The organism is Comamonas sp. AG1104, assembly GCF_003350425.1.
Taxonomy (GTDB): Bacteria; Pseudomonadota; Gammaproteobacteria; order Burkholderiales; family Burkholderiaceae_C; genus Comamonas; species Comamonas testosteroni.
This window is the reverse complement of the sequence record NZ_QQAS01000002.1, coordinates 320,621-339,615: the sequence shown is the minus strand read 5'-3', so window position 1 is coordinate 339,615 and position 18,995 is coordinate 320,621. Positions and strand designations below refer to the sequence as shown.

The window sequence follows — 18,995 nt, the reverse complement described above, 5'->3', positions numbered from 1 at the left end:
CGCCCGCTTCGGCGCTGCCGTCCTCGCGCAGCGCATGGCCCGGCCGTGGCCTGCCCTCCCTCCTTCCTGACTCCACAAAGGTGAGCACCCTCACCTTTCCCATGCCCTAGGTACCCCCTATGCAAGACTTTTTGCGCAACCAGCTCGAACGCTACGCCCAACGCCTGCAGGAGCTGGATTTCCTGCTCTCGCGCGAAGACATCATGGGCGACATGAAGCAGTACCGCACCATCTCGCGCGAACATGCCGATGTGACGGCCATTGCCAGCCGCTACACGCGCTACCTGCAGACCGAAGCCGACATCGCCGCCGCGCGTGAAATGCTGGACGACCCCGACATGGCCGAAATGGCGCAGGAAGAGATCGACAGCGGCGAGGCCGAGCTGATCAAGCTCGAGGACGAGCTGCAGCGCCTGCTGCTGCCCAAGGATCCCGACGATGCCCGCCCCGCCTTTGTCGAAATCCGCGCCGGCACGGGTGGCGACGAGTCGGCCCTGTTTGCCGGCGACCTGACCCGCATGTACACCCGCTACGCCGCCAATGTGGGCTGGAAGGTGGAAGTGATGAGCGCCAGCGAAAACGAAATCGGCGGCTACAAGGAAGTCGTGCTGCGCATCGAGGGCGACAATGTGTACGGCGCGCTGCGCTTCGAGTCGGGCGGCCACCGGGTGCAGCGCGTGCCCGCCACCGAAACCCAGGGACGCATCCACACCAGCGCATGCACCGTGGCCGTGATGCCGGAGCCCGACGAGGCCGAGGCCATCACGCTCAATCCTGCCGATCTACGCATCGACACCTTTCGCGCCAGCGGTGCCGGTGGCCAGCACATCAACAAGACCGACTCCGCCGTGCGCGTGGTCCACCTGCCCACAGGCATCGTGGCCGAATGCCAGGACGGCCGCAGCCAGCACAGCAACAAGGCCAAGGCTCTGCAGGTGCTGCAGGCCCGCATCCAGGAAAAGGAACGCAGCGAGCGGGCCGCAAAGGAAGCGGCCATGCGCAAGGGCCTGATCGGCTCGGGCGACCGCAGCGACCGCATCCGCACCTACAACTTCCCCCAGGGCCGCCTCACCGACCACCGCATCAACCTCACGCTGTACAAGCTGCTGGCCGTGATGGAAGGCGATCTGGGCGATGTGATCCAGGCCCTGCAACATGCACGCGAGGCCGAGCTGCTGGCAGAGCTGGCCGCATCCTGAGGCCACAGGCATTGCCCTGCAACAGGGGGCAGCCAGGCTGCAGCCGGCTCGAACCCGGCCCACTCGAACGACTCGCCAGAAATGGGGACACTTACAAGATGACACAGCGCTTTTTGCCGGTTCTGGTTTCTGCTCTGCTATCGGGCCTGTTGTTCGCATCGACCGCCGCCCAGGCTCAGGCCTTGCGCAAGCCATCGGCCTATGACTCGGGTGCGGGCAGCCCGGTCGACGCCAGCGGCAGCCGCAACGCTCCTGCCAGCCTTCCGGCGCTGGCCAGCCGCGCCGATTTCGACCGCGTGGCCCGCATCTTCGACCCAGCCAGCGCCATGCCCCATGTGCTGTTTGTGATCGACCGCCAAAGCAAAAGCACGCCGCTGCATTTCATCAACACGCCGCGCTATGCGTTTCACGAAGATTTTCTGCGCGCCAAAGGCCTGCTGCAGGGCGGCAAGCCTGCGCTCAACCGCAATTACCGCGAACCGGGCCGCCGCTTCATTCTCGGCACTCTGAGCTGGCAGCCCGCGCTCAAGGACTACAGCTACGAGTTCTGGGAGGGCGACCAGCTCACGCCCGAGCTGCTGCAGACCACGGCGGCTGCACTGAAAACCGGCTTCTTCGCCCCTGTGCGCTTCAAGGCCAACTCCACTCAGCAGGAAGCCGTGGCCCAGCAGGCCGGTGTTGCAGCAGTCACCCAGGCCCAGTTGCTGGGTGCCCAGACCTATCTGCCGCTGAATCAGGGCCAGGCCGTGGGCCGGTTGCGCATCCTGAACCAGGCCGAAGAGGTGAATGATCTTGAGCCCAGGGACATCGTGCTGCTGCGCGAAGTGCCCATCAGCCTGCCGCCCGTGGCCGGCGTGGTGACGGAAAGGCCGTCAACCGTGCTGTCTCATGTGAATTTGCTGGCGCGCGGCTGGGGCGTACCCAATGCCTATGTGCAAAAAGCTGCCGAGCAATACGCTGCCTTCAACGGCCGCTGGGTGCATATCGACGTACAGCCCGCCGGCTTTGCGCTGCGCGCCGCCACGGCCGCCGAACAGCAGAGCGCCGAAAAGCAGGCCCTGCACCAGCCCGCCAAGGGACGCAAGGTCTTGCTTCAGCCCGATCTGCGCCGCAGCGAGCTGGTTCCTCTGGCCGCCCTGCGCAGCGCGGATCGCCGCCGCTGCGGTGCCAAGGCCGCCAATCTGGGCGAGATCCAGTCCGCTCGCCTGACGGACGTCAGCGTGCCCGATGGCTTTTGCATTCCGTTTGCTGCCTACGCCGACTTCATGCGCGCCAACGGCCTGGCCGAGCGCATTGCCCGCATGCGCCAGCAGCCCGGTTTTGCGACGGATGCAGGCCTTAGAAAGCAAGCTCTTTCCGCGCTGCAGGCCGAAATCGAGCAATGGCCCGTCAGCCCGGCCGTGGCCGATGCCTGGACCCAGCGCTGGTCCGGCCAGTTGGGCAGCCAGGGCGTGTTCGTACGCAGCTCTTCCAGCTCCGAGGACCTGCCCAACTTCAGCGGAGCAGGCCTCTACACCACCGTGCCCAATGTGCGCAGCGGCACGGATCTGGCCGCCGCGGTGCGCAAGGTCTGGGCCTCGGTCTACAACTTCGAGGCCTGGGAAGCCAGACAGGCAGCGGGCATCGACGACGCGCAGGTGATGATGTCGGTGTTTGTGCAAAAAGCCGTGGACTCCTCCGCATCGGGCGTGATGATCACCCGCGACCCCTTCGATGCCTCGCACCGCTACATGAGCTATATCGCCGCCAAGCGCGGCATAGGCATCCGCGTGGTCGAGGGCCGGCGGGTTGCAGAGCAGATCCTCTACTCCAGCCGTAGCAAGGCCGTGCAGGTGCTCAACCGCTCCCAGGACGATGTGGCGCTGCAGCTGGATGCCAGGGGCGGCGTGCGTGAAGTGGCGGTTGCGCCAGGCCGCGCCGTGCTCAGCGACGCGCTGGTGCAGCGACTGGCCCGCGCCGGAGCCGGTATCAAGCAGTGCTTTGGCGGCAAGGACCAGGACATCGAGTGGGCCGTGCAGGGCGATCAGCTCATCATCCTGCAGGCGCGCCCCTTCATCTCGGCGCCCGGACGTTAAGAGTTCGCCATGCTGAAATTCGACTCACCTATCGTGGTTGAGCTGCTGCAAGCCCAGGGCTGGACCCCGCAGCGAGAGGTCGCCATACCCGCGCTTGTCCGAAGTGCTCTGAACCAACAGCCCACTCTGGCCTGCCACCCCGCCGTGGTTGCACTGCAGAACCTGGCGGGCCTGCACATAGGCCAGGTGGGCAAGGGCCGGGAATGCGCCAGCAGCGATATAGAGTTTGACTGGCTCGAAGCGCATTTCAGCGGCGAAGATGCGGACGACACCCTGCTCTCTTGGGAACAGCGCCTGAACACCCGGCTGATACCACTTGCCGAAGTTCACCATGCGCACGGCCAGCTGCTGATGGCGGGCGATGGACGCTGCTTTTCCTGGTCCTTTGTAGGCATGAGCTTCGAGGGCGAGAATCTTCAGCAGGCGCTGGAGCATCTGTTGCTGGGCATACGTTCGCGCCCCATGCTGGAGCCCGGCCAGCCATCGACCCAGTTGTACGGCACGCTCTACAAGGCGGACGCCCCCGAGATATACCCTTACTGAATTTCCGAAGAAGATGGCCGCCGGCCAAGCCATGACCGAATTCTCGCCCCCCTCTTTCTCCGTCGCTCAAGCCCTGCAGCAAGCTGCCAGCCAGGGTCTGGCGCGTGTCGATGCACAGATGCTGCTGCTGCACTTGATGCAGCAGCCAGCGCATGCCCGCGCCTGGCTCATCACCCATGACGGCGATCTACTGAACGCAGAGCAACAGGCCCGCTGGAGCCAGCTGTGCGCCCTGCGCCAGCAAGGCACGCCAGTCGCCTATCTGACGGGAAGCAAGGAGTTCTACGGCCTGGATCTGGCCGTGGACAGCAGGGTGCTGGACCCGCGCCCCGACACCGAAACCCTGGTGGACTGGGCACTGGAGCTCATGCCCCAAGGGCAGCCCGCTCGCGTCGTAGATCTGGGCACGGGCAGCGGCGCCATCGCCCTGGCCCTGCAAAGCCAGCGCCCCGCAGCCCGGGTCATCGCCGTGGATGCCAGCGCCGATGCCCTGGCCGTGGCCCGCAGCAACGCCGCCCGGCTCCAACTGCCCGTGCAGTTCGCCCATGGCAGCTGGCTGGAGCCCTTGAACGGGCATGAACCTGTCGATCTGATCGTCAGCAATCCGCCCTATATCCGCGCCGACGACCCACACCTGGCGGCGCTGACCCACGAACCGCTGTCGGCCCTAGCCAGCGGCGCCGACGGGCTGGAGGACATACGCAGCATCATCGACCAGGCCCCGGCACACCTGAAGGTCGGCGGCTGGCTGCTCTTCGAGCATGGCTGGGATCAGGCCGAAGACGTGGCGCGGCTGATGCAGGCGGCCGGCTTCGAGCAGGTGCAGCACCGCCAAGACCTGGCCGGCATTGCGCGCTGCACAGGCGGCTGCCGCCCTGGCAAGGCTTGATTTCCAGACCTTAGCCCCCAAATATCCAGGCAGCAAGATTTCCTCACAGCATCGCATTGCTTGCGGTCGGTGAAATAATTGCAGACATCGCGGCTGGTACCGCCATTTCCAAAATCCGGAGCCCACTATGAGCAACACTCAACAACGCATCGACGACCTGGTCAAGAACAACGACATCCTGCTGTTCATGAAGGGCAACGCCAGCTTCCCTCAGTGCGGCTTCTCCGGCCGTGCCATCCAGATACTCAAGGCCTGCGGCGTGGATGCCAAGTCCATCGCCACCGTGAACGTGCTGGAAGACCAGGAAATCCGCCAGGGCATCAAGGACTACAGCCAGTGGCCCACCATCCCCCAGCTCTACATCAAGGGCGAATTCATCGGTGGCTCGGACATCATGATGGAGATGTACGAATCGGGCGAGCTGCAGCAAGTGCTGGCCGCCAAGTAAGCCCAAGCTGTCTGCAAGCCACCGGCCCCCGGTGGCTTTTTTCATGCCGCCCCCCAAACCCGCGCCTGCCCATCACTGCTGCATCCATATCGATGGCAGCGCCCTGCCCAACCCCGGCCCCATGAGCCTGGGCGTGTTGCTGCAGCTGCCCGACGGCAGCCGCCATACGCTGTCGCAGGATCTGCACCGCAGCGGCTGCAACAACGAAGCCGAGTTGCGGGCCCTGATGGCGGCCCTGACGCTGGCACGCGATCTCGGCGCGCGCAGCCTGACCGTGCGCACCGACTCCCTGGTGCTGCTGGAGCAGCTCGGCCCGCCGATGGCCAAGCCGGCGCGGCCGATTGTGCGGCTCAGCCAGCTGTTCGAAGCCGCCCGTGCACAGATGCTGGGCTTTGACGAGCTGGTGCTGCAATGGGTGCCCAGACACCGCAATACCGAGGCCGATGCGCTGGCACGCATGGCCCATTCAGCAGCCGCGCTTCATCCCTGAAGCCAGTACAGCTGCCTGCCACAGGCTTTATGTGGTCGAATAGAGACTCCTTGATAACCGGCCGCAGGCACGTCGACGTGCCGCAGCAGCCCTGCCTATGAGTGTGTCCCAAAGCCTTGCGGTGATTGTTCTGCTGATTGTGCTCAGCGCCTTTTTCTCTGTGGCGGAGATTTCTCTTGCCGCCTCGCGCCGCCTGCGCCTGCGCCAGATGGCCGACGACGGCAACGAGGGAGCCGAGCATGCCCTGCGCGTACAGGAGCAGCCGGGCGAATATTTCACCGTGGTGCAAGTGGGACAGAATGCCGTCGCCATACTCGGCGGCATCGTCGGCGAGGGTGCGTTCAGCCCCGCGCTGACCGAGTTCTTTTCGATATGGTTCTCGCCCAGCCTCTCGACGACCCTCGGCTTCCTGCTCTCGTTTTTCATAGTCACCTCGGCCTTCATCCTGCTGGCCGACCTGTTGCCGCGCCGCATCAGCATGAACGAGCCCGAGCGCTATGTGGTGCGCGTGCTCGCGCCCATGCGCTGGTTTGTGGTGATCTTCAAGCCCGTCATCTGGTTCTACAACCTGGCGACCGACACCCTGTTTCGCCTGCTGGGCCTGCCTGCCACGCGCGACGAGCGCATCACCAGCGACGACATCCTGGCCATGACCGAAGCGGGCACCAAGGCCGGCGTGCTGGCCGCCCGCGAGCAGCAGGTGATCGCCAATGTGTTCGAGCTGGACTCGCGCACCGTGGCCTCGGCCATGACCCAGCGCGACAGCGTGGCCTTTTTCTACCGCGACGACAGCGACGCCATCATCCGCGCCCGCATTGCCGAGGAGCCCTTCTCCACCTATCCGGTCTGCGACGGCGATATCGACCATGTGATCGGCTATGTGGATGCCAAGGACCTGTTCCAGCGCGCGCTCAACAACCAGCCGCTATCGCTCACCGACGACAGCCTGATCCGCAAGGTGCTCATCGTGCCCGACCGCCTGACGCTGGCCGAGGTGCTGGAGCAGTTCCGCATGGTGCACGAGGACTTTGCCGTCATCGTCAACGAATACAGCCTGGTCGTGGGCGTGGTGACGCTCAACGACGTGATGAGCACGGTGATGGGCGATCTGGTCGGCCCGACCGACGAGGAGCAGATCATCCGCCGCGACGAGCATTCCTGGTTGATCGACGGCATCACGCCCATCGAGGACGTGATGCGCGTGCTGCATCTGGACGACATGCCGCATGACGACGAGTACGAAACGCTGGCCGGCTTTCTCATGGTCATGCTGCGCCGCGTGCCGCGCCGCACCGATACCGTTACCTGGGGCGGCTTCAAGTTCGAGGTGCTGGACGTGGACAGCTACCGCATCGACCAGGTCATGGTGACCCAGCTGCCCGAGCCCGCGGCCGAATCTGCCGCACCTTCGGCGGCCGCTGCGGCCAAGGTACAGGGCAGTGCTGCCCAGGCCCAGGCTGGCAAAAGTAGCCACTCCTGAATCAGGAGCTTCTTGCGCTTACCCCAAAAGGACTTCAGGTTCTTTTCTTGCTGAAACCAATAAAAAGAGAGCGCTAGGCGCTCTCTTTTTTTCTGTATATCGCCACGGTATCAGGCCGACTGGGGCTCTTCCACCAGCCAACGCCGCTGGGCGCCGAACACGGCATTCGGATACTGGGGCTGGCCCCGGCTGCCGTTGTAGCGGCCCAGTGCCATATAGGCATCGCCCTTTTCGCGATCCATGTAGTGGCGCAGGATCACGCAGCCGAAGCGCAGATTGGTCTGCATGTGGAACAGCTTGCCGATATCGCCGTCACCGATCAGCCGCATCCAGAACGGCATGATCTGCATATAGCCTCGCGCACCCACACTGGAGATGGCGTATTTGCGATAGCCGCTCTCCACCTGAATCAGGCCCATGACCATGGACACATCGAGGCCCGCGCGCTTGGACTCATACCAGACGGTCTGCAAGAACTCGCGCCGGGCCTGAGGATCAGGCTTGCGCTTGGCCAGCTTGTCGCTGCAAGCCACCAGCCAGCGCAGATAGCTCATGCGCGCCTCGGTGGAGGTGAATTCCAGCTCGGGCGGAGCCCCTGAGCCAGCCACCGCTGCACTCAGAGCCGTACGTACCGAATCCGCCAGCGGCTCCTCGAGCTGCCCGCCGGCCCATGCCGTTTGCGGCAGCAGCCAGCTTGCCGACGGAACGGCAAACGAGGCTGCGGCAGTCAGGCAGGAGCGACGGTTGAGAAGGGCTGCTGGCATTGATACGGCAGCTTACAGGCCCAGGCGGCTCTTGAGGTGGCTCAGCACCTCATTCGTCGCCAGCTTTGTGGCTTCCGTGTCGCGGCGCTGCTGGTACTCGACCACGCCTTCCTTCAGGCCACGGTCGCCCAGCACCACGCGGTGGGGCACGCCGATCAGCTCCCAGTCGGCCAGCATGGCACCTGGGCGCTCGTCGCGGTCGTCGAGGATCACGTCCACGCCCAGTGCCAGCAGCTCGCCATAGAGCTTCTCGGCCTCGGTCTTCACGGCCTCGCTGCGCCCCATGCCGATGGGGCAGATCACCACGGTGAACGGCGCAATCGCATCGGGCCAGATCATGCCGCGCTCGTCGTGGTTCTGCTCCACGGCAGCAGCGGGCAGGCGGGTCACGCCAATGCCGTAGCAACCCATCTCGAAGTGCTGGGGCTTGCCGTTGTCGCCCAGGAAAGTGGCGTCCATGGCCTTGGAGTACTTGGTGCCCAGGTAGAACACATGGCCGATTTCAATGCCGCGCTCGATCGCCAGCTCGCCCGCGCCGTCGGGCGAGCGGTCGCCAGCCACCACATTGCGCAGATCCGCCACCACGGCGGGCTCGGGCAGGTCGCGGCCGAAGTTCACGCCGGTGATGTGGAAGTCTTCCTCGTTGGCACCGCAGACCCAGTCGGCCATCACGGCCACATCGCGGTCCACCACGATGTTCACGGGCTTCTTCAGACCGATGGGGCCCAGATAGCCGGGCTTGGTGCCGAAATGCTCCTCGATCTCGCCCACGGTCGCGAAACGGAAGCCCGCCAGGCCTTCGACCTTGCCGACCTTGATCTCGTTCATCTCGTGGTCGCCGCGCAGCAGCAGCAGCCACACCTGTGTCTTGACGATCAGACCCTTGTCGTCCAGCTCGTCCGTGGCCAGCACCAGCGACTTCACGGTCTGCGTCAGGGGCAGACCCAGCTGCTCGGCCACGGCTTCGCAGGTGCTGTTGCCGGGTGTGGCGACCTTTTGCAGGGCCTGGGCGGCGGCAGGACGGACCTGGGCGGGCGCCAGGCTCTCGGCCTTCTCGATATTGGCTGCGTAGTCGCTGTTCGGGCAGTAGACGATGGCGTCCTCGCCCGTGGAAGCGATGACCTGGAACTCTTCGCTCAGATCGCCGCCGATGGCGCCCGAATCGGCACGCACGGCGCGGTACTGCAAGCCGAAGCGGTCGAAGATGCGCTTATAGGCTTCGCGCATGGTCTGGTAGCTGATCTGGGCAGCATCGCGATCCTTGTCGAAGGAATAGGCGTCCTTCATGATGAACTCGCGACCGCGCATCAGGCCGAAGCGCGGACGACGCTCATCGCGGAACTTGGTCTGGATCTGGTAGAGGTTCTTGGGCAGCTGCTTGTAGCTCTTGAACTCCTGGCGCGCAATATCGGTGACCACCTCCTCGGAAGTGGGCTGGATCACGAAATCACGGCCATGGCGATCCTGGATGCGCAGCAGCTCGGGGCCCATCTTCTCGAAACGGCCGGTTTCCTGCCACAGCTCGGCAGGCTGCACCACGGGCATGGTGGTTTCGATGGCGCCGGCGCGGTTCATTTCCTCGCGCACGATGGCCTCGACCTTGCGGATCACGCGCAGGCCCATGGGCATGTAGTTGTAAATGCCAGCACCCAGCTTTTTGATCATGCCAGCCCGCATCATGAGCTTGTGGCTGACCACTTCGGCGTCGGCCGGAGCTTCTTTCAGGGTGGAGATGAGAAATTGGGAGGCTTTCATGGAACTGGCAATTCAGTGGAAATAGGCATGGCCCGCTTGTCGATCACAAGGGGCCATGCATAATGAACACAATTCAAAAATTTGGGGTTTGATTATGCTTGACCGGGACGGATTTCGCCCGAACGTCGGCATCATCCTGCTCAACCAAAGAAACCAGGTGTTCTGGGGAAAACGCATTCGCACCCACAGCTGGCAGTTTCCGCAAGGTGGCATTGATCGGGGTGAGACACCCGAGCAAGCCATGTTCCGCGAGCTGCACGAGGAAGTGGGGCTGAAGCCCAATCACGTTCGCGTGGTTGCCCGCACCAGGGACTGGTTGCGCTACGAGGTGCCAGACAGGTACATCCGCCGCGACGCGCGCGGGCATTACAAAGGCCAGAAGCAGATATGGTTTTTGCTTCAACTGGTCGGGCATGACTGGGACTTGAACCTGCGTGCCACCGACCACCCTGAGTTTGATGCCTGGCGCTGGAATGACTACTGGGTTCCTCTGGATGTGGTGGTCGAATTCAAACGCGGCGTCTATGAAATGGCGTTGACCGAGCTGGCGCGCTTTCTGCCGCGCGGCGAGCAGCAGCGCAACCGCTATCTGCGCAGCGGCATGCGGCCGCGCGAGCAGGAGGCAGGACAGAGCACCGGCGGCACTGCCCATCCGGGGCAGCACCATCAGGTCATGTACCCTGCCCGTACAGGGAGCTTTCGCATCAACCCCGGCATAGAGCTGCCGCCTGGTGCCAGTTTTGACCCGGACCCGCAGACCGGCATAGACAATCCACCCGATCACAAGCCTCTGCAATGAACAAAGCCGTAATGCCTCGCAGCATTACGGCTTTTTTGTCGGCGGCCTAGGCTCAGTGTCCGGCCACCACCATATTGTCGCGGTGCATCATTTCGGGACCGGCCGAGTAGCCCAGCAGCGCTTCGATCTCCGAGGAGCTCTTGCGGCACAGCAGCCGCGCCTCGGCGCTGGCATAGCTGGCCAGACCACGGGCGATCTCGGCGCCGTTCTCATCACGCACTGCAATCACTTCACCACGCGAGAAATCGCCTTCCACGGTGATCATGCCTATGGGCAGCAGGCTCTTGCCTTCATCACGCAGCTTGGAGACGGCACCTGCATCCACGGTCACCGAACCACGCAGTTGCAGATGGTCGGCAATCCACTGCTTGCGCGCCTGCATCTTGTGCGTGTTGGCAACCAGCAGCGTGCCAATGGACTCGCCACGCATCAAGCGCAGCAGCACGTCTTTCTCACGCCCCCAGGCAATCACGGTGGAAGCACCGGAGCCCGCCGCACGCTTGGCCGCCAGGATCTTGGTGATCATGCCGCCGGTGCCGATGGACAGACCCGCTCCGCCGGCCATGGCTTCCAGCTCGGGGTTGCCGGCTTCGGCCACGTCGATGAACCTGGCATCGGGGTTCTTGCGCGGATCGGCGCTGTACAGGCCTCGCTGATCGGTCAGGATGACCAGTGCATCGGCCTCGACCAGATTGGCCACCAGCGCGCCCAGGGTGTCGTTGTCGCCAAAGCGGATCTCGTCGATCACCACCGTGTCGTTTTCGTTGATGACGGGCACCACGCCCAGCTGCAGCAGCGTCAGCAGCGTGGTGCGGGCGTTCAGATAGCGCTCGCGATCGGCCAGATCCGCATGGGTCAGCAGCACCTGGGCACTGGGCACGCCTTCGCCGCGCAGCTTGGTCTCGTACATCTGGGCCAGCCCCATCTGACCGACGGCAGCAGCGGCCTGCAACTCATGCACCTCGGTCGGACGCGTGGCCCAGCCCAGTCGCTTCATGCCTTCGGCAATGGCGCCGCTGGAGACCATAATGACTTCGCGCTTGACGCCGTCTTCACCATTCACCAAGGCCGCCAGCTGGCGACTCCACTCTTCAATGGCGGCCTCATCCAGACCACGACCTTCATTCGTAACCAGGCTGGAGCCGACTTTGACGACGATGCGACGGGCATCACGCAGCACATTGGAAGACATGAGAATTTACAGTGTTTTAAGCCTCTAATGCTTATGGGCAAAGCGCAAGAAGCTATTAAATTCAAAGCAAAACAGCGCACCAAGTGCGCTGCTGGGTTATACCCTCTAGCTTATTCCGGATCGTAAGAGGCGAAACGCGGATCGGTCATATCCAGACCAGAATCCTCACCTCCCGCAAAACGAGGATCGATCTCCTTGGGAGCCTGCTCGGCCAGCTGCTGGTTGTGCACATGCTCGTAGATCTTGCGGATCAGCGGTTCGCAGCCTTCGCGGGTCAGCGCCGAGATCTCGTAGACCGGGCCCTTCCACTTGAAGCGCTTGACGAAGTCCTTGACCTTGGCGGCACGCTCTTCCACGGGAACCATGTCCAGCTTGTTGAGCACCAGCCAGCGCGGCTTGTCGTAGAGCTCGGCGTCGTACTTCTTGAGCTCGGCCACGATGGCCCTGGCCTGCTCGACCGGGTCCACGCCCTCGTCGAACGGTGCAATGTCCACGATATGCAGCAACAGTCGGGTGCGCTGCAGATGGCGCAGGAACTGGTGACCCAGGCCCGCACCTTCGGAGGCGCCCTCGATCAGACCCGGGATGTCGGCCACCACAAAGCTCTGCTCGGCAGCCACGCGCACCACGCCCAGATTGGGATGCAAGGTGGTGAAGGGATAGTCGGCAATCTTGGGACGGGCGTTGGAGACAGCCGTGATGAAGGTGGACTTGCCCGCATTCGGCATGCCCAGCAGGCCCACATCGGCCAGCACCTTGAGCTCCAGCTTCAGGTTGCGGCGCTCGCCGGGATAGCCGGGAGTCTTCTGGCGCGGCGCACGGTTGATGGCGCTCTTGAAACGCAGATTGCCGAAACCGCCGTCACCGCCTTTGGCAATGGTGATGACCTGGCCGGGCTCGAGCAGCTCGAACAGCACCTCACCGGTATCCGCATCGCTGATGATGGTGCCCACAGGCATGTTCAGTGTGATGTCGTCGCCGGCTGCGCCGAACATGTCGGAGCCCATGCCGTGCTGGCCGCGCTTGGCCTCGTGGCGACGCGAATAGCGGTAATCCACCAGCGTGTTCAGGTTCACATCGGCCACAGCGTACACATGGCCGCCACGGCCGCCGTCACCACCGTCGGGGCCGCCAAATTCCTTGTATTTCTCGTGCCGGAAAGACACGCAACCATTACCGCCATCACCGGCCGCAATGTCGATAAAAGCTTCGTCAACGAACTTCATGAGGCATCCAGTCTACAAAATCGGTGCGCCCCAGAAGCCCCGGGCCACACTTGAGTGCTCTATTACCATGCCCCATCTGCCAGAAATCTGCTGCCTGGAGCCTTTTCAAACAACAAAGCCCCGACAAGTCGGGGCTTTGTTGGAGTCACAGACGACTTATGCAGCCGTGATGTTGACTGTTTGCTTGGACAGAGCGCCCTTCACACCGAACGACACGTGGCCGTCAACCAGTGCAAACAGGGTGTGATCCTTGCCCACGCCAACGTTCTCACCGGGGTGGAACTTGGTGCCGCGCTGACGCACGATGATGGAACCAGCTGTCACCAGCTCGCCACCAAAGGCCTTCACGCCCAGCATTTTTGGCTTGGAATCACGTCCGTTACGCGTAGAGCCGCCGCCTTTTTTCTGTGCCATGACTTAGCTCCTAAAATTAAGCAGCGATTGCCACGATTTGCAGTTCGGTGAACTGCTGACGATGGCCTTGGCGCTTTTGATAGTGCTTACGACGGCGCATCTTGAAGATGTGCACCTTGTCGTGCTTGCCGTGAGCAACCACAGTTGCCTTTACAGATGCACCGGACACCAGGGGGGCACCAACCTTGATTTCAGCGCCGTTGCCGACGGCCAAAACTTGGTCGATCACGATTTCCTGGCCTACGTCCGCAGCAATCTGTTCTACCTTGATCTTTTCGCCAGCTGCAACGCGATACTGCTTGCCGCCGGTTTTTATGACTGCGTACATTGAAAACCTCTAAAGTCTGAGAGTTCCATGAAATGATTTCCACGGAGCCGGCAATTCTAGCACGCATGCATTTTCTCTGCTGCCATACCCCCAGGAAGCGCTTCAGGATCTCCGCAAGCGCGACCGTGGCAGCGCACAACGGGATGCCAGGCGCAAGCACGCGGCAAGGCCTGCTCCTTGCCAGCGACTGCAATGCCACAGACCGCCCGCAAAGCCTCTGTTCACTTGAACGGGCTCTGAGGACACCACGCAAAACCCTGTTGCATCTTCCTATAATCGTGAGTCCACTTGGCGGTTCATCACCTTGACTACAGAAATTTCCACATCCAATCCGCTTGCCTTGATCACAGATGACATGCGCGAAGTGGATATCGTCATTGCTCAGCGACTGACAACCAGCGTCCCCCTGATCGCACAGATCTCCCAATACATCATTGCCGCCGGCGGCAAGCGCCTGCGTCCGGCGCTGCTGCTGCTGATCGCCGGTGCCCTGGGCCACCAGGCCAAGAGCAAATACATCCTGGCCGCCGTGGTGGAGCTGATTCACACCGCGACCTTGCTGCACGACGATGTGGTGGACGAATCCACGCTGCGTCGTGGCAGGGCCACGGCCAACGAGACCTTCGGCAACCCTGCCAGCGTTCTGGTCGGAGACTTTCTGCACACCCGCTCCTTCCAGATGATGGTGGAAGTGGGCAGCATGCGTGTGCTGCAGATTCTGTCCGACGCCACCAACGTGATCGCAGAAGGCGAAGTCCAGCAGCTCATCAACACTCATGATGCTTCGCTGAATGAAGCCGGCTATCTGCACGTCATCCGCTCCAAGACCGCCCAGCTATTCGAGGCCAGCGCACAACTGGCAGCCGTGCTGGCCGATGCCACGCCTGAAGTGGAGCAAGCCTGTGCAGCCTATGGCCAGGCACTTGGAACGGCATTCCAGATCATTGACGATGTGCTCGACTACACCGGCAACGCTCAGGAAATGGGCAAGAACCTGGGCGATGACCTGCGCGAAGGCAAATGCACCCTGCCCCTGATCGCTGCCATGCAACGCGGCAACGCCGAGCAGGCCGCTATCGTGCGCAACGCCATCGAACAAGGCTCTACGGATCAGCTGGATGCCGTGGTGGAAATCGTGCGCAGCACCGGCGCCCTGGACGTTGCCCGAGCCGCCGCGCACGCGGAAGCCCAGCGCGCCATTGATGCCTTGGCCGCGCTACCAAGCAATGCATACACCGCAAGTTTGCTACAATTGGCTTCTCAGCTTTTGGAGCGCCGCACCTGAATCGCCAGGTGCACCACGGTGCTCGGCAAATAAAGCCTGCGGGGTGTAGCTTAGCCTGGTAGAGCGCTACGTTCGGGACGTAGAGGCCGGAGGTTCGAATCCTCTCACCCCGACCAATTTCATTTTTTTCACAGTTTCTTGCGCCATGTTCAATGACGCGGCATTGGCGCATGCCTGCGCCTCTGGCGAGCTGCCGTTTGTCACAACAAGAATGGTAGGATAGGTCCTCTCCCACCTCTCCCAGACTTGGATACATGGCCGCTGCCGACAATCTGCAAAAGAACGCCCCTGCGCCCATCGCCATCCCAGGTTTAGGCAGAGCCCTGATTTCTGCAGGAAAGGTTTCGCAGCAAGCCGCCGAGAACGCCGCCAAGAAAGCCGCCACAGGCAAGACCCCGTTCATTACCGAGCTCAGCCAGTCTGGCGAAATCAGCGCACTGGAAATTGCCGAAACCATTTCCATGATGTTCAGCACTCCGCTGCTGGACCTCAACGCCATCGACGTCCAGCAACTTCCGCGCGAACTGCTGGACCCGAAGATCAGCAACGCCTATCGCGTGCTGGCACTCAGCAAGCGCGGCAATCGGCTCACCATCGCCACGGCAGACCCCACTCAGCAGGAAGCTGCCGAACAGATCAAATTCACGACCCAGTTGCTGGTGGACTGGGTGGTTGTCGAGGCCGACAAGCTGCAAAAGCTCGTCGAGCAGACCAGCAAGGGCGTCAGCGAATCCCTGGACTCCTATTCCAGCTCCGGGGACTTTGACTTTGACGACGTCAAGATCGAGGATGCCCCCGAGGAAAAAGACAATGCCGTCGGCGCCGAGGTCGAGGATGCGCCGGTCGTCAAGTTTCTGCACAAGATGCTGCTGGACGCCTTCAATATGCGCGCGTCCGACTTGCACTTCGAGCCCTACGAACACAATTACCGCGTGCGCTTTCGCATCGACGGCGAGCTGCGCGAGATTGCCTCTCCCCCAATTGCGATCAAGGACAAGCTGGCTTCGCGCATCAAGGTGATCTCGCGCCTGGACATCTCGGAGAAACGCGTTCCGCAGGACGGCCGCATGAAGCTCAAGGTCGGCCCCGACCGCGTCATCGACTTTCGTGTCAGCACCTTGCCTACGCTTTTTGGCGAGAAGATCGTGATCCGTATCCTGGATCCGAGCTCGGCCAAGATGGGCATCGACGCCCTGGGATACGAGCCCGAGGAAAAAGAGCGCCTGCTCAAGGCCATCAACCGCCCCTACGGCATGATTCTGGTCACCGGCCCCACGGGCTCGGGCAAGACCGTGTCGCTCTACACCTGCCTGAACCTGCTCAACCAGCCGGGCGTGAACATTGCCACCGCCGAAGACCCCTCCGAAATCAACATGCCTGGCGTCAACCAGGTCAATGTGAACGAGAAGGCAGGCCTGACCTTTGCCGCTGCGCTCAAATCCTTTCTGCGCCAGGACCCGGACATCATCATGGTCGGCGAAATCCGCGACCTGGAAACCGCCGACATCTCGATCAAGGCTGCCCAGACCGGGCACCTGGTGCTGTCCACGCTGCACACCAATGACGCTCCGACCACGCTGACGCGCATGCGCAACATGGGCATCGCCCCTTTCAATATTGCCTCCAGCGTGATTTTGATCACCGCCCAGCGCCTGGCGCGACGCCTGTGCGCGCAGTGCAAGGAGCCTGCCGACATACCGCATGACGCCCTGATCGAGGCGGGCTACGATGAAGCCGAACTCGACGGCAGCTGGGTCAGCTACAAGCCTGTCGGCTGCCCGGCCTGCAACAACGGTTACAAGGGACGTGTCGGTATCTATCAGGTGATGCCCATCAGCGAAGAAATTCAACGCATCATCTTGCGTGACGGCAGCGCCCTGGAGATTGCCGAACAGGCCAAGGCCGAAGGAGTACGCTCTTTGCGCGGCTCGGGCCTGCATAAAGTCAAGCTGGGTCTGACCTCACTCGAAGAAGTGCTGGCGGTCACCAACGAATAAAACCAGTATCAGTGAGGGAACGCCATGGCAAGCGCAGCGTCCAAGGGAATCAAGGAATTTCTCTTCGAGTGGGAAGGCAAGGACCGCAACGGCAAGATCGTTCGCGGCGAGACTCGTGCCGGTGGAGAAAACCAGATCCAGGCCATGCTGCGCCGCCAGGGCGTGACTCCGTCCAAGATCAAGAAGCGCAGGACCCGCGGCGGCAAGAAGATCAAGCCCAAGGACATTGCGCTGTTCACGCGCCAGCTGGCCACCATGATGAAGGCCGGCGTGCCGCTGCTGCAGTCTTTCGACATCGTGGGCCGGGGCAACACCAACCCCAATGTCACCAAGCTGCTCAACGACATCCGCTCAGACGTGGAAACCGGCACCTCGCTGAGCGCGGCCTTTCGCAAGTTTCCGCTCTATTTCAACAGCCTCTACTGCAACCTGGTGGAGGCCGGCGAGGCCGCAGGTATTCTGGAATCGCTGCTGGACCGTCTTGCCACCTATATGGAAAAGACGGAGGCCATCAAGTCCAAGATCAAGTCGGCGCTGATGTACCCCACGTCGGTCATGATCGTGGCCTTTATCGTGGTGACCGTGATCATGATCTTCGTGATCCCGGCCTTCAAGGAGGTCTTCACCTCCTTTGGCGCCGACCTGCCCGCGCCCACGCTGCTGGTGATGGGCATCAGCGATTACTTTGTCCAGTACTGGTGGCTGATCTTCGGCGTGCTGGGTGGCGGCATCTATTTCTTCATGCAGGCCTGGAAGCGCAACGAGCGCGTGCAGCAGTTCATGGACCGCACCATACTCAAGCTGCCCGTATTCGGCGTGCTGATTGAAAAGTCCTGCGTGGCCCGCTGGACACGTACGCTGTCCACCATGTTTGCCGCCGGCGTGCCGCTGGTCGAGGCGCTGGACTCCGTGGGAGGCGCCTCGGGCAACTACCTCTACAAAAACGCCACCGACAGGATTCAGTCGGAAGTCTCCACGGGCACCAGCCTCACGGTTGCCATGGCCAATGCCAATATCTTCCCTTCCATGGTGCTGCAGATGTGTGCCATCGGCGAGGAGTCGGGTGCCATCGACCACATGCTGGGCAAGGCCGCCGATTTCTATGAGAGCGAAGTCGACGAAATGGTGGCGGGTCTGTCCAGCCTGATGGAGCCCATCATCATCGTCTTCCTTGGCACCTTGATCGGCGGCATCGTGGTGTCCATGTATCTGCCTATCTTCAAGTTGGGTCAAGTGGTCTGATGATTTCCGAACTGGTGTTGAATGCCGCTGCCGGCGGCGTCCTGGGCTTGCTGATCGGCAGCTTTCTGAATGTGGTGATCCACCGCCTGCCGCTGATGATGGAGCAGGAATGGCATGCCGAAGGCGCGCAATGGGCCGAGGAACAAAAGGACAAGGGCGCCAGGATCGAGCTGCCGCCGGCCAAGCCTGCTGTCACGCTGAGCCAGCCTCGTTCGCGCTGCCCGCATTGCGGCCATCAGATTGCCTGGTACGAGAACATTCCCGTGCTGAGCTATCTGTTCCTGCGCGGGCGCTGTGCCGAGTGCAAAAAGCCCATCAGCCTGCGCTACCCTGCGGTTGAACTGGTCTGCGCCGCGCTGTTTGCCTTCTGTCTGGGCCGCGACGGCCTGAGCCCCACCGGCTTTGCCTGGTGCGGCTTCAGCGCGGCGCTGCTGGCACTTGCACTGATTGACTGGGACACCACGTTCTTGCCGGACTCCATCACTCTGCCCCTGCTCTGGGCCGGCCTGATCGCCTCCGCACTGCAATGGACCAGCGTGCCTCTGCAGCAATCGCTGTGGGGCGCCGTCGCAGGTTATATGTCGCTATGGCTTATCTTCTGGGCCTTCAAGCTGGCAACGGGCAAGGAAGGCATGGGCTACGGCGACTTCAAGCTGTTTGCCGCACTCGGTGCCTGGTTTGGTTGGCAGGCACTGGTACCCATCATTCTCATGGCATCGGTCGTGGGCGCCGTCATCGGCATTGCGCTCAAGATCAACAGCAAGCTGCGCGAAGGTGGCTATGTGCCCTTCGGCCCCTTCCTCGCCGGCGGCGGTTTCGTCAGCCTGATTTGGGGCCCGCAAGCGGTGCTCAGCTTTGCAGGCCTGTAA

General features: G+C 62.4%; 18 protein-coding genes and 1 tRNA gene. 13 read left to right on the top strand and 6 right to left on the bottom strand.

Annotated features, from left to right (window positions below; genetic code table 11):
* Nucleotides 1–119 precede the first annotated feature (119 nt).
* From prfA to DFO48_RS06165, 7 genes are all read left to right on the top strand, one after another.
* Nucleotides 120–1,199, top strand: a complete 1,080-nt coding sequence (prfA, locus tag DFO48_RS06195; RefSeq protein ID WP_114862870.1) for a peptide chain release factor 1 — start codon at nt 120–122, stop codon at nt 1,197–1,199.
* A 98-nt stretch (nt 1,200–1,297) separates the two neighbouring features.
* Nucleotides 1,298–3,274: a PEP/pyruvate-binding domain-containing protein gene (locus DFO48_RS06190; protein ID WP_114862869.1), complete on the top strand. Its 1,977-nt coding sequence runs from the start codon at nt 1,298–1,300 to the stop codon at nt 3,272–3,274.
* 9 nt (nt 3,275–3,283) lie between these two features.
* Nucleotides 3,284–3,817, top strand: a complete 534-nt coding sequence (locus tag DFO48_RS06185; RefSeq protein ID WP_114862868.1) for an SUKH-3 domain-containing protein — start codon at nt 3,284–3,286, stop codon at nt 3,815–3,817.
* 13 nt (nt 3,818–3,830) lie between these two features.
* Nucleotides 3,831–4,706: a peptide chain release factor N(5)-glutamine methyltransferase gene (prmC, locus tag DFO48_RS06180; RefSeq protein WP_114862867.1), complete on the top strand. Its 876-nt coding sequence runs from the start codon at nt 3,831–3,833 to the stop codon at nt 4,704–4,706.
* Between the two features lie 127 nt (nt 4,707–4,833).
* Entirely contained in the window at nt 4,834–5,154 is a 321-nt protein-coding gene (grxD, locus tag DFO48_RS06175) for a Grx4 family monothiol glutaredoxin (protein ID WP_003058519.1), read from the top strand.
* A 31-nt stretch (nt 5,155–5,185) separates the two neighbouring features.
* Nucleotides 5,186–5,644, top strand: coding sequence for a ribonuclease HI family protein (locus tag DFO48_RS06170; RefSeq protein WP_114862866.1), 459 nt, complete (start codon nt 5,186–5,188; stop codon nt 5,642–5,644).
* Nucleotides 5,645–5,741: 97 nt separating this feature from the next.
* Nucleotides 5,742–7,124, top strand: a complete 1,383-nt coding sequence (locus DFO48_RS06165) for a hemolysin family protein (RefSeq protein ID WP_114862865.1) — start codon at nt 5,742–5,744, stop codon at nt 7,122–7,124.
* Between the two features lie 110 nt (nt 7,125–7,234).
* Here DFO48_RS06165 and DFO48_RS06160 read toward each other — a convergent pair whose 3' ends face one another.
* Both DFO48_RS06160 and DFO48_RS06155 read right to left on the bottom strand, forming a co-directional pair.
* On the bottom strand, nt 7,235–7,888 hold the full coding sequence (locus DFO48_RS06160) for a lytic transglycosylase domain-containing protein (RefSeq protein ID WP_003073986.1): 654 nt from the start codon (nt 7,886–7,888) through the stop codon (nt 7,235–7,237).
* A gap of 12 nt (nt 7,889–7,900) precedes the next feature.
* Nucleotides 7,901–9,643 (bottom strand): proline--tRNA ligase, encoded by a 1,743-nt coding sequence (locus DFO48_RS06155; RefSeq protein WP_003073988.1) that lies wholly within the window; start codon nt 9,641–9,643, stop codon nt 7,901–7,903.
* Between the two features lie 94 nt (nt 9,644–9,737).
* On the opposite strand from DFO48_RS06155, the gene DFO48_RS06150 reads away from it, so the two are divergent.
* Nucleotides 9,738–10,442, top strand: coding sequence for an RNA pyrophosphohydrolase (locus DFO48_RS06150; protein WP_003073989.1), 705 nt, complete (start codon nt 9,738–9,740; stop codon nt 10,440–10,442).
* A 52-nt stretch (nt 10,443–10,494) separates the two neighbouring features.
* On the opposite strand, the gene proB is transcribed toward DFO48_RS06150, so the two are convergent.
* The 4 genes from proB to rplU all read right to left on the bottom strand — a co-directional run bounded on the left by proB (nt 10,495) and on the right by rplU (nt 13,602).
* Nucleotides 10,495–11,634 (bottom strand): glutamate 5-kinase, encoded by a 1,140-nt coding sequence (proB, locus tag DFO48_RS06145; protein WP_114862864.1) that lies wholly within the window; start codon nt 11,632–11,634, stop codon nt 10,495–10,497.
* A 110-nt stretch (nt 11,635–11,744) separates the two neighbouring features.
* A complete protein-coding gene (gene cgtA, locus DFO48_RS06140) occupies nt 11,745–12,860 on the bottom strand; it encodes an Obg family GTPase CgtA (protein ID WP_003073993.1) in 1,116 nt (371 codons plus the stop codon).
* Between the two features lie 156 nt (nt 12,861–13,016).
* Nucleotides 13,017–13,274: a 50S ribosomal protein L27 gene (rpmA, locus tag DFO48_RS06135; protein ID WP_003058534.1), complete on the bottom strand. Its 258-nt coding sequence runs from the start codon at nt 13,272–13,274 to the stop codon at nt 13,017–13,019.
* Nucleotides 13,275–13,290: 16 nt separating this feature from the next.
* The gene (gene rplU, locus DFO48_RS06130; RefSeq protein ID WP_003058536.1) at nt 13,291–13,602 is read right to left on the bottom strand and encodes a 50S ribosomal protein L21; all 312 of its coding nucleotides are present in this window, start codon (nt 13,600–13,602) and stop codon (nt 13,291–13,293) included.
* Nucleotides 13,603–13,957: 355 nt separating this feature from the next.
* Between rplU and DFO48_RS06125 the strand changes: the two genes are divergently transcribed.
* From DFO48_RS06125 to DFO48_RS06105, 5 genes are all read left to right on the top strand, one after another.
* A complete protein-coding gene (locus DFO48_RS06125; protein ID WP_114863108.1) occupies nt 13,958–14,887 on the top strand; it encodes a polyprenyl synthetase family protein in 930 nt (309 codons plus the stop codon).
* Between the two features lie 39 nt (nt 14,888–14,926).
* Nucleotides 14,927–15,003, top strand: a tRNA-Pro gene (locus DFO48_RS06120).
* Between the two features lie 138 nt (nt 15,004–15,141).
* Nucleotides 15,142–16,884: a type IV-A pilus assembly ATPase PilB gene (pilB, locus tag DFO48_RS06115; RefSeq protein WP_114862863.1), complete on the top strand. Its 1,743-nt coding sequence runs from the start codon at nt 15,142–15,144 to the stop codon at nt 16,882–16,884.
* 24 nt (nt 16,885–16,908) lie between these two features.
* Nucleotides 16,909–18,126 carry a type II secretion system F family protein gene (locus DFO48_RS06110; RefSeq protein ID WP_114862862.1) on the top strand — a complete coding sequence of 406 codons (1,218 nt, stop codon included), beginning with the start codon at nt 16,909–16,911 and terminating at the stop codon, nt 18,124–18,126.
* The gene (locus DFO48_RS06105; protein ID WP_114862861.1) at nt 18,126–18,995 is read left to right on the top strand and encodes an A24 family peptidase; all 870 of its coding nucleotides are present in this window, start codon (nt 18,126–18,128) and stop codon (nt 18,993–18,995) included. The genes DFO48_RS06110 and DFO48_RS06105 overlap by 1 nt, the downstream gene beginning before the upstream one ends.

Coding starts and splice junctions, on each gene's coding strand:
- prfA (WP_114862870.1), top strand. CDS start 120: ATGCAAGACTTTTTGCGCAACCAGCTCGAACGCTACGCCCAACGCCTG.
- DFO48_RS06125 (WP_114863108.1), top strand. CDS start 13,958: ATGCGCGAAGTGGATATCGTCATTGCTCAGCGACTGACAACCAGCGTC.
- DFO48_RS06105 (WP_114862861.1), top strand. CDS start 18,126: ATGATTTCCGAACTGGTGTTGAATGCCGCTGCCGGCGGCGTCCTGGGC.
- rpmA (WP_003058534.1), bottom strand. CDS start 13,274: ATGGCACAGAAAAAAGGCGGCGGCTCTACGCGTAACGGACGTGATTCC.
- rplU (WP_003058536.1), bottom strand. CDS start 13,602: ATGTACGCAGTCATAAAAACCGGCGGCAAGCAGTATCGCGTTGCAGCT.
- cgtA (WP_003073993.1), bottom strand. CDS start 12,860: ATGAAGTTCGTTGACGAAGCTTTTATCGACATTGCGGCCGGTGATGGC.
- DFO48_RS06110 (WP_114862862.1), top strand. CDS start 16,909: ATGGCAAGCGCAGCGTCCAAGGGAATCAAGGAATTTCTCTTCGAGTGG.
- DFO48_RS06155 (WP_003073988.1), bottom strand. CDS start 9,643: ATGAAAGCCTCCCAATTTCTCATCTCCACCCTGAAAGAAGCTCCGGCC.
- proB (WP_114862864.1), bottom strand. CDS start 11,634: ATGTCTTCCAATGTGCTGCGTGATGCCCGTCGCATCGTCGTCAAAGTC.
- DFO48_RS06185 (WP_114862868.1), top strand. CDS start 3,284: ATGCTGAAATTCGACTCACCTATCGTGGTTGAGCTGCTGCAAGCCCAG.
- pilB (WP_114862863.1), top strand. CDS start 15,142: ATGGCCGCTGCCGACAATCTGCAAAAGAACGCCCCTGCGCCCATCGCC.
- DFO48_RS06190 (WP_114862869.1), top strand. CDS start 1,298: ATGACACAGCGCTTTTTGCCGGTTCTGGTTTCTGCTCTGCTATCGGGC.
- DFO48_RS06150 (WP_003073989.1), top strand. CDS start 9,738: ATGCTTGACCGGGACGGATTTCGCCCGAACGTCGGCATCATCCTGCTC.
- prmC (WP_114862867.1), top strand. CDS start 3,831: ATGGCCGCCGGCCAAGCCATGACCGAATTCTCGCCCCCCTCTTTCTCC.
- DFO48_RS06160 (WP_003073986.1), bottom strand. CDS start 7,888: ATGCCAGCAGCCCTTCTCAACCGTCGCTCCTGCCTGACTGCCGCAGCC.
- DFO48_RS06165 (WP_114862865.1), top strand. CDS start 5,742: ATGAGTGTGTCCCAAAGCCTTGCGGTGATTGTTCTGCTGATTGTGCTC.
- grxD (WP_003058519.1), top strand. CDS start 4,834: ATGAGCAACACTCAACAACGCATCGACGACCTGGTCAAGAACAACGAC.